The organism is Anaerobutyricum hallii DSM 3353, assembly GCF_000173975.1.
Lineage (GTDB): Bacteria > Bacillota > Clostridia > Lachnospirales > Lachnospiraceae > Anaerobutyricum > Anaerobutyricum hallii.
Window position 1 is genome coordinate 1 of the sequence record NZ_ACEP01000162.1, and the last position, 9315, is coordinate 9315.

Genomic DNA, 9315 nt, shown 5'->3' on the forward strand with positions numbered 1-9315 from the left:
CACGATTGCAGATATAAAAGTATATAAACCAGAAGCAAAAAGTATCGGTTCCGGACAGGTATTATCTTCTGCTTATTCCTCAGAAAAAGCAAAGGTTGTAGTTTTAGAAATGGCGGAACAGATTGCATTTGATCTTTTTGAACAGAAGCTTGTTTCAAAGCAATTTGTCCTCACAATAGGTTATGATAGGGATAATCTACAAGGACAGAAATACAGTGGAGAGGTTGCAACAGACCGTTATGGAAGAAAAATCCCCAAACACGCACATGGTACGATTAATCTGGATATACCAACTTCTTCACTAAAAGAAATTACAACTGCTGTTTCTAGTCTTTACGACAGGATAATTGATAAGGAACTCCTTATCCGGCGGCTCACATTAACTGCTACTAAAGTTATGCCCAAAGAAGGACAGGTATATCAGCAGTTAGATCTGTTTACTGATTATGAAGCATTAAAGAAAGAACAGGAAAAAGAACGTAGATTACAAAAATCTATTCTTGATATTAAGAAAAAATACGGAAAAAATGCAGTTTTGCGAGGGTTAAGTTACGAAGAAGGTGCAACAACAAGAACAAGAAATGGACAGATAGGAGGGCATAAAGCATAATGGGAAAGTATGACGATATTATCAATCTTTCACATCACGTATCAAAAAAACACTCCCAGATGCCTATTGCAGACAGAGCAGCCCAGTTTGCTCCATTTGCAGCTTTAACTGGATATGGAGAACAGATTAAAGAAACTGCTAGAACTACGGAAGAATTTCATCAGGTATCAGGACAAGAAAAAGAAGAGCTAAATCAGAAATTACAGATATTACTGCAAACCCAATATAAACATCCTCTGATTTCTACATATTATTTTACACCAGATGCCCGAAAACAAGGCGGACATTATGAAAAGAAAACGGAATATGTGAAGCGAATAGATCCTGTAAAAGAATATATTATTATGAAAGATGATACAATAATTCGATTTCATTATATAAAGGAATTACAAGGAGAGATTTTTAATAAAGTTCTAAGTTTTTAGATAATTATAGAAGAAATACTTTCATTTTCCTTAAGGTAAGATTTGGCAATATAAAAAGATTCGGAATTTTTGATTTTGAAATATGCAGATTCATAAACAATCCTCTTATTTCTTTATTATACTATACAATAACATAAAACAACATGGAAGAAAACAAAGAGTTGACATAAAAAATGCAGGTTTTATGCAACCTACTTTTTTAATATAACTGTCAAATTCCCGATTATTTTTTATTATAAGATAAATTTTACAGACAATATAGAAATAATACCATTTATTTATAGAAATATTACAGATTTTATTGTGAATCATGAAAAGACAAAAATTAGTGTTATATTTCCCTATTTTATGAAAGGATTATCCAAGAGTGAATGGAGTTGGTTTGCTATAATGAGAATAATTATTGATATTGTAGAAAACTGTGCTGGAATGTTTTTTAACATACTCTGGAGCAGGAGTACTGCGAATTGGGATAATTGCGATGAATAGGAAAACTTGTTAGGAAAATTTCATGAAAGAATGAAAGGGAAATCAGGAGGAGGTTATATAATGTCAGATAAGATTTGCAGCAGTGCGGATAAGGTGCTGGAGGTATTTTTAGAGAATGCACCGATGGATACTTCACATCATCGTATGGTGAAGCAGCAGAATAAGTGTGGATATGGATTACAGGGAGTATGTTGTAGATTATGTTCGAATGGTCCATGTCGTTTATCACCGGCAAAACCAAAAGGTGTATGTGGAGCAGATGCAGATACAATTGCCTGTAGGAATTTTTTAAGACAGGTGGCTGCCGGTTCAGGATGTTATACGCATGTTGTTGAAAATACCGCAAGAAGATTAAAAGAGATGGCACAGGAATTACAGGCGGAAGGCAAGAAACCAAAATATAAGGATTCCGTTGCGAAGCTTGCAAAGATTTTACAGATCAACTGTTGTGGGAACTGTGGGTCGGACTGCCATAACAGTTGTGCGAAGACGGCAGAGATGATTGCTGATGCAGTTCTTGCAGATATTAGAAAGCCATATGATGAAAAAATGACTCTCATGAAAAATATTGCCCTTCCGAAGCGTTATGAATTGTGGGAGAAGCTTGGTATTTTGCCGGGTGGAGCAAAAGACGAGATTTTTAATGCGGTTGTAAAGACATCGACAAACTTGAATTCAGATCCGATGGATATGCTGTTACAGTGCTTACGTTTAGGTATTTCCACAGGTAATTACGGACTGATTCTTACAAACCTGATGAATGATATTATTATGGGACCACCGCAAATCAGTATGGATCCGGTAGGTTTTCGTATTATTGATCCAGAATATATAAATATTATGATTACAGGACATCAGCAGTCCATGTTTGCAGACTTAGAAGAAAAATTAGAATCAGAAATTGTACAAAAGTCTGCTGAGCTTGTTGGTGCAAAGGGAATCCGTATTGTAGGCTGTACTTGTGTGGGGCAGGATTACCAGGCACGTTCCGGCTGCTATAAAGATGTATACTGCGGACATGCAGGTAATAACTATACAAGTGAAGCGGTATTAATGACTGGCTGTGTGGATTTGGTTGTTTCTGAATTTAACTGTACGATTCCGGGAATCGAGCCAATTTGTGAACAGTTAGATATTAAGATGCTTTGTCTTGATGATGTGGCAAAGAAGGCTAATGCGCAGTTATTGCCATACACAGCAGAGGAAAAAGAAAAGATTACAAGTCAGATTATCGCAGATGCTCTATGTGGGTTTAAGAACAGAAAAGAAAAATTATATGGAACAGCTCCGGCCAAAGGAGAGAAGCGTGTCAATGTCATGGCACAGCATGGTTTTGACAAGTCCATTACCGGTTTATCAGAAGATACTTTAGTAGCTGCTTTAGGTGGTACTTTACAGCCACTCATTGATGCGATCGTTTCAGGAAAAATTAAAGGAATTGCAGCAGTTGTCGGATGCTCTAATTTAAGAGCAAAAGGACATGATGTATTTACAGTAGAACTTGCCAAAGAATTAATTAAGAAAGACATTCTTGTATTATCCGCAGGCTGTACTTGTGGTGGTTTAGAAAATTGCGGACTTATGACGATGGATGCAGTAGAACTTTGTGGGGAAGGATTGAAAGAAATATGTACAGCACTTGGTGTTCCCCCGGTACTTAACTTTGGTCCATGTCTTGCGATTGGACGAATTGAGATGGCTGCCTGTGCATTAGCAAAAGAACTGAATGTGGATCTGCCACAGCTTCCAGTTGTTATCAGTGCCCCACAGTGGCTTGAGGAACAGGCGTTGGCAGATGGAGCATATGCACTTGCACTTGGATTCCCTCTGCATCTGGCATTATCACCATTTGTAACAGGAAGTCAGGTAGCAGTGAATGTTCTTACAGAAGGGTTAAAGGATTTAACCGGAGGCCAGCTTATTATTGAAACAGAAGTAGATGCTGCAGCACAGAAATTTGATGAGATTATTAAAGAAAAAAGAGCAGGTCTTGGAATTGATAGTGGAATCAATAAAGGAGGAGATGCCATATGCTAATGAATCGAACGACTCCTTTTATGGTTCCAGTAGATGATGCGAATCCTGCGATTATAAAAAATGAAGCATTATGTAGTGAGTGCGGACATTGTTTTGCGGTTTGTGAAGAAGAAATCGGGGTAGCAGCAAAATATTTATTAAATCAAAGGGAAGCATATCAATGTATTGGCTGTGGACAGTGCAGTGCAGTTTGTCCGGAAAAAGCAATTACCGGACGTCCTCATTATAAGATTGTGAAGGAACTGATCCAAGATCCGGAAAAGATTGTTGTTTTTTCTACTTCACCATCCGTCAGAGTTGGTTTTGCAGACGGCTTCGGAAAAGAGCCGGGAACATTTGCACAAGATGAGATGGTAGGTGCATTGCGTGCACTTGGAGCAGATTATGTATTTGATGTTACATTTTCTGCGGATCTTACAATTATGGAAGAAGGTTCTGAACTTTTGTCTAGAATTTTAAAGGGGACCGGACCACTTCCTCAGTTTACCAGCTGCTGTCCAGCCTGGGTAAAATACATGGAGAATTTTCATCCGGATAAAACGAAATATCTTTCTTCTGCAAAAAGTCCGATCGGAATGCAGGGAGCAGTAATCAAAACATATTTTGCACATAAAAAACATATTGATCCGGAAAAGATTATTTCTGTAGCAGTGACACCTTGTACAGCGAAAAAGGCAGAAATAGCAAGAGAAGAGTTATGTGATGCAGGAAAGCTTCTTAATATAGAAGAAATGCGTGACAATGATTATGTTATTACAACAAAGGAGCTGGTACAGTGGTGTAAAGAAGAAGGAATGGATTTAGGGAAAATCACTCCTTCAAAGTATGACAGTGTATTAGGAGAAGGAACTGGAGCCGGAATGATTTTCGGAAATACCGGCGGTGTAATGGAAGCAGCACTTCGAACGGTTTACAGAGTTTTAGAAGGGAAAGAGGCACCGGCAGATTTTTATCAGCTTCGTCCGGTAAGAGGATTAAATAACCGAAAAGAAGCGGAAGTGACGATTGCAGGAAAGAATCTTAAAGTTTGTATTCTGTATGGAACAGCGGCTGCGGAAGAATTTCTGGCAGAAGATATGAGTGGATATCATTTTGTAGAAGTTATGACATGTCCGGGAGGCTGTATTAGTGGAGCAGGACAGCCGGATTGTGGAAGTGTTCCAGTATCGGATGCGGTAAGAAAAAAGAGAATCGCATCATTATACCAGGCTGATGAACGGGCGCAATACAGAAATTCTATGGATAATCCGGAAATTGGAATGATATATAATGAATTTTTCAAAGAACCATTAAGCCTTTTATCCGAAACACTTTTACACACCACATATAAGAGTAAGTAAGGAAAAAAAGAGTGCAAAATAGTTCAAAAATGAGGATTAAATTTTCCAACTAAAAAAACGATGTGGAATGAGAAATTCTTGCCTATATTTTCTTGGCAATGATACCAATTTGTTTCATATCGACAGATGTAATTCGTTGCTGTTGCAATAAAATGTGACAGCAACGTTTCTTTTTGTTGTGCAAACTGTATAAATATAAAAAATATCTGATTGATAATTGCTATATGACGGAGTATAATTATAATTAAATACACCGGAAAAATGGAGGAATTACATGAAAGCACATAAATATTGGTCAGTAGGAGCATTAGTCACAATGCTTGGGACCTTTTACACTGGATATAAAAAGCTAAACTCAAGTCACAAATACTTTGCTTTAAGTTCCATGTTATGTATGGTAATGGCGATATATACAGGTCATAAAATGATTACCGGGAATAGGAAAGAAAAGGCAAAAAAAGAGAAAGTTACAGAGGGTGAGGAATAAATAATGCTGGAAGTAGGAATCAAGGCACCTGATTTTGAGTTGCCAGATCAAAATGGGAAAATACATAGATTATCGGATTATACAGGAAAAAAAGTAATTTTATATTTCTATCCCAAGGATAATACAGCAGGATGTACGAAACAGGCATGTGGCTTTTCTGAGCGTTATCCACAGTTTACTGAGAAGGGAGCTGTTATTCTCGGAGTAAGCAAGGACTCTGTAGCGTCTCACAAGAGATTTGAAGAAAAATACGGACTGGCATTTACGCTATTAGCAGATCCGGAGCGTAAAGTTATTGAAGCATATGATGTCTGGAAAGAAAAGAAAAATTATGGAAAAGTATCTATGGGTGTAGTAAGAACTACATATCTTATTGATGAGCAGGGAATCATTATAAAGGCAAATGATAAAGTCAAGGCGGCAGATGATCCTAAAAATATGCTTAAGGAATTGGCATAATGAAGATTATTTTATCACCTGCAAAAAAGATGATTGTAGATACCGATAACTTAGCACCGGTTGAACTGCCTGTCTATATTGATAAGACAGCAGAAGTATTAAACTGGATGAAAAGCAAATCAAAAGAAGAACTGAAAGCTATCTGGAAATGTAATGACAAGATTGCAGAGCAGAACTTTAACAGATTGGAAAATATGGATCTTTATAATAGGCTTACTCCGGCTGTTTTAGCATATGAAGGGATTGCATTTCAATATATGGCACCATCTGTGTTTGAAATCCAGCAGTTTGAGTATTTGCAAAATCATTTAAGAATCTTGTCTGCGTTTTATGGCATTTTAAAACCAATGGATGGTGTGACTCCTTATCGTCTTGAAATGCAGGCAAAGGTTGGAATTGGAGATGCAAAAAATCTGTATGAGTACTGGGGAGAATTGTTATACCGCTCAGTAATCGATGACAGTAGGATTATCATTAATCTTGCATCAAAAGAATACTCAAAATGTATAGAAAAGTATCTGACACCACAGGACAGATATATTACGATTGTATTTTGTGAGTTATCAGGAGATAAACTGGTGACAAAAGGTACATATGCTAAGATGGCACGTGGTGAAATGGTTAGGTTCATGGCTGAAAATAGTATTGAAAATCCTGAGGATATTAAGAAATTTGATAGACTAGGTTATTCATTCCGCTCTGATTTATCATCAGATGCAGAATATGTTTTTGAACGGAAAAAAGAATAATTAAATGATTAATTTAAATAAAAGGCAGTCTGTAATGTTAATTTATTATGATAATAAGAGCTGTTGCTGTTATTAATTGACAATAGATTAAAATAGGCATATAATTCTAACTAATAATAAATCCTAATAAAGGAGAGTGGATAATAAATAGAAGAAGCACAATTCAGAAAGATCTGCTAAGAAATACTGTATCTGAGATGAAAAAGCATGTTTCAGTAAATGAAGTTTATGACCTTATAAAAGAAAGGTATCCTATAATTGGAAAAGGAACTGTTTATAGAAATCTTGATATATTGGTAGAGTAAGGTGCATTTAGAAAGATTGAAGTCCCGGATGGACCGAACAGATTCGATTTCATATTGAAAAAACACTACCATGTCAGGTGTGTAGAATATGGTGAGATTTCAGATGTGGATATGGACGAAATATCGGACTTGTTATAAAAAAATCATAATACTCATGAAATTGAATTTTTAGATTATGATATTTCATTTAAAGATATTTACCCAAAATGCAAGGAGGAAAATTATGGATGAGAAAGCAATGTATAAGCTGAGTTATGGATTGTTTGTATTGACTGCCAAGGAAGATGAAAAAGACAATGGATGTATTATTAATACAGCAATTCAGGCGGCTTCAGAACCAAACCAACTAAGTATCTGTGTTAATAAAGCAAATTATACGCATGATATGATCAAAAGAACTGGAAAATTTACAGTATCAGTTCTGAGTCAGAGTGTGGAGTTTGAATTATTTAAACATTTTGGCTTCCAATCAGGGAGAAATATCAATAAGTTTGAAGCATTTGATAAGTGTGCCAGGAGTACAAATGGTGTTTATTATATTACGGAAGGGACAAATGCATACATTTCTGTAACTGTTAATAAAACAGAAGATTTAGGCTCACATACGATGTTTATCGGTGAGATAACCGATATGGAAACTTTAAGTAATGTTCCTTCAGTTACATATGAGTATTACCAGAATAATATAAAACCTAAGCCAAGGGAAGTTGGAAAAACCGATGATGGTCAGACAATATGGCGTTGTAGGATTTGCGGATATGAATATGTAGGTGAAGAATTACCCGATGATTTTATATGTCCTATATGCAAACACCCGGCATCAGATTTTGAAAAAGTAGTTAAAAAATGGAGGTAAATGAAATGGCTACAAACAAATACACAGGAACACAGACAGAGAAAAATTTACAGGAGGCATTTGCGGGAGAGTCCCAGGCAAGAAATAAGTACACTTTTTTTGCTTCTGTTGCAAAGAAAGAAGGCTATGAGCAGATGTCTGCACTATTTTTAAAAACAGCTGATAACGAAAAAGAACATGCTAAGATGTGGTTCAAAGAATTAGCGGGAATTGGTGATACAAAAGAAAATTTAGCAGCAGCTGCCGAAGGTGAGAATTACGAGTGGACAGACATGTATGAAGGTTTCGCTAAAACAGCTGAAGAAGAAGGTTTTCCAGAGCTTGCTGCTAAATTCAGAGCAGTAGGAGAGATTGAGAAGCATCATGAGGAAAGGTACCGTGCACTTCTTAAGAATATTGAAACTGCACAGGTATTTGAAAAGAGCGAAGTTAAGGTATGGGAATGCCGTAACTGTGGACATGTTGTGGTAGGAACAAAGGCACCTGAGATATGTCCAGTATGTAACCATCCACAGAGTTATTTTGAAGTACGTGAAGAGAACTATTAAAGAGAAGAGATTATTATAAATAAGCAAGTGATTATTAAAAAAAGCAGTAATGATAGGCTGTGGTTTTGTTGGTTCTGCATCAATTGGTGAAGAAGCATTAAAGTTAAAAAAATCGGCGGCTGCTTTGAAAAAGTTACAGAAATAATTGGATTTTAAATTTTAAATATAGGAGATAAAAAAGATGGAAGTAAAATATTATGTATGCAATCATTGTGAGAACATTATTGAAATGGTAAAGGATAAAGGTGTACCTGTGATTTGTTGCGGAGAACCTATGCAGGAATTAAAAGCAGGAGTGACAGATGCTGCTGTTGAGAAGCATGTACCTGTATATACAGTGGAAGGTAGTCATGTTCATGTTGTAGTCGGAGAGACAAAACATCCTATGCTTGAAGAGCATTTTATTGAGTGGATTACATTAAGTACCAATCAGGGAATATATAGAAAACAGTTAAATCCAGGGCAGGAGCCAGTAGCAGATTTTTGTCTTTGCGATGGTGAATTGGTAGAAGAAGTATATGCGTATTGCAACCTGCATGGATTATGGAAATGCTAAAAACATTTGACATTCGTGCTAAGGTTACAAAATAATTCAGATACAACAATAATATATGCTGTGTATTAATATATTTATAAGGAAAAACAAACTAATGAAATATGTATGTGACGTTTGCGGATGGGAATATGATGAAGAAGAAGGTTATCCTGAAGGTGGTATTGCACCAGGAACAAAGTGGGAGGATGTTCCGGAAGATTTTGAATGCCCATTATGTAATGTTGGAAAAGATCAGTTTTCAGAAGTTGAATAAAATTCTGATTATTTAAATAAGGATAGATAAACAAAAACCCTGGTGCGTGTGAGCAACAGGGTTTTTTATTGCGATAGTCTGTGATAATATCACAGAAAATGATTTACCTTTTGCTTATAATGTAACTACAAACAAAGTAAGGAGGTAGTCTAAATGAGATTAAAAGATAAAGTTGCAATCATTACGGGTGGAAGCCGTGGT

General features: G+C 36.2%; 11 protein-coding genes and 1 pseudogene. All 12 read left to right on the top strand.

The genetic code is table 11. The features are described 5' to 3' along the window. The coding region (locus EUBHAL_RS13845) for a DinB/UmuC family translesion DNA polymerase (RefSeq protein WP_005351460.1) at nucleotides 1-610 on the top strand (610 nt) is incomplete at its 5' end. Continuing rightward, nucleotides 610-1035 (top strand): hypothetical protein, encoded by a 426-nt coding sequence (locus tag EUBHAL_RS13850; RefSeq protein ID WP_005351462.1) that lies wholly within the window; start codon nucleotides 610-612, stop codon nucleotides 1033-1035. The genes EUBHAL_RS13845 and EUBHAL_RS13850, both read left to right, overlap by 1 nt. A gap of 549 nt (nucleotides 1036-1584) precedes the next feature. Next, nucleotides 1585-3561 (top strand): anaerobic carbon-monoxide dehydrogenase catalytic subunit, encoded by a 1977-nt coding sequence (gene cooS, locus EUBHAL_RS13855; RefSeq protein WP_044923701.1) that lies wholly within the window; start codon nucleotides 1585-1587, stop codon nucleotides 3559-3561. Then, nucleotides 3555-4901 (top strand): [FeFe] hydrogenase, group A, encoded by a 1347-nt coding sequence (locus tag EUBHAL_RS13860; protein WP_005351469.1) that lies wholly within the window; start codon nucleotides 3555-3557, stop codon nucleotides 4899-4901. The genes cooS and EUBHAL_RS13860 overlap by 7 nt, the downstream gene beginning before the upstream one ends. Before the next feature lie 274 nt (nucleotides 4902-5175). Continuing rightward, nucleotides 5176-5388 (top strand): DUF6219 family protein, encoded by a 213-nt coding sequence (locus EUBHAL_RS13865; RefSeq protein WP_005351472.1) that lies wholly within the window; start codon nucleotides 5176-5178, stop codon nucleotides 5386-5388. Between the two features lie 3 nt (nucleotides 5389-5391). Further along, nucleotides 5392-5847 (top strand): thioredoxin-dependent thiol peroxidase, encoded by a 456-nt coding sequence (gene bcp, locus EUBHAL_RS13870; RefSeq protein ID WP_005351474.1) that lies wholly within the window; start codon nucleotides 5392-5394, stop codon nucleotides 5845-5847. After that, nucleotides 5847-6596 (top strand): peroxide stress protein YaaA, encoded by a 750-nt coding sequence (gene yaaA, locus EUBHAL_RS13875; RefSeq protein ID WP_005351477.1) that lies wholly within the window; start codon nucleotides 5847-5849, stop codon nucleotides 6594-6596. The genes bcp and yaaA overlap by 1 nt, the downstream gene beginning before the upstream one ends. Before the next feature lie 140 nt (nucleotides 6597-6736). Beyond that, nucleotides 6737-7132: pseudogene (locus EUBHAL_RS17045) on the top strand (Fur family transcriptional regulator). Next, a complete protein-coding gene (locus EUBHAL_RS13880; RefSeq protein WP_044923703.1) occupies nucleotides 7125-7757 on the top strand; it encodes a flavin reductase in 633 nt (210 codons plus the stop codon). The pseudogene EUBHAL_RS17045 and the gene EUBHAL_RS13880 overlap by 8 nt, the downstream one beginning before the upstream one ends. A 5-nt stretch (nucleotides 7758-7762) precedes the next feature. Next, complete coding sequence (gene rbr / locus EUBHAL_RS13885) at nucleotides 7763-8305, top strand: rubrerythrin (protein WP_044923706.1); 543 nt, start codon at nucleotides 7763-7765, stop codon at nucleotides 8303-8305. A gap of 181 nt (nucleotides 8306-8486) precedes the next feature. Next, on the top strand, nucleotides 8487-8861 hold the full coding sequence (locus EUBHAL_RS13890) for a desulfoferrodoxin family protein (RefSeq protein ID WP_005351488.1): 375 nt from the start codon (nucleotides 8487-8489) through the stop codon (nucleotides 8859-8861). Nucleotides 8862-8955: 94 nt separating this feature from the next. Next, nucleotides 8956-9114 carry a rubredoxin gene (locus EUBHAL_RS13895; protein ID WP_005339874.1) on the top strand — a complete coding sequence of 53 codons (159 nt, stop codon included), beginning with the start codon at nucleotides 8956-8958 and terminating at the stop codon, nucleotides 9112-9114. Nucleotides 9115-9315: the final 201 nt, after the last annotated feature.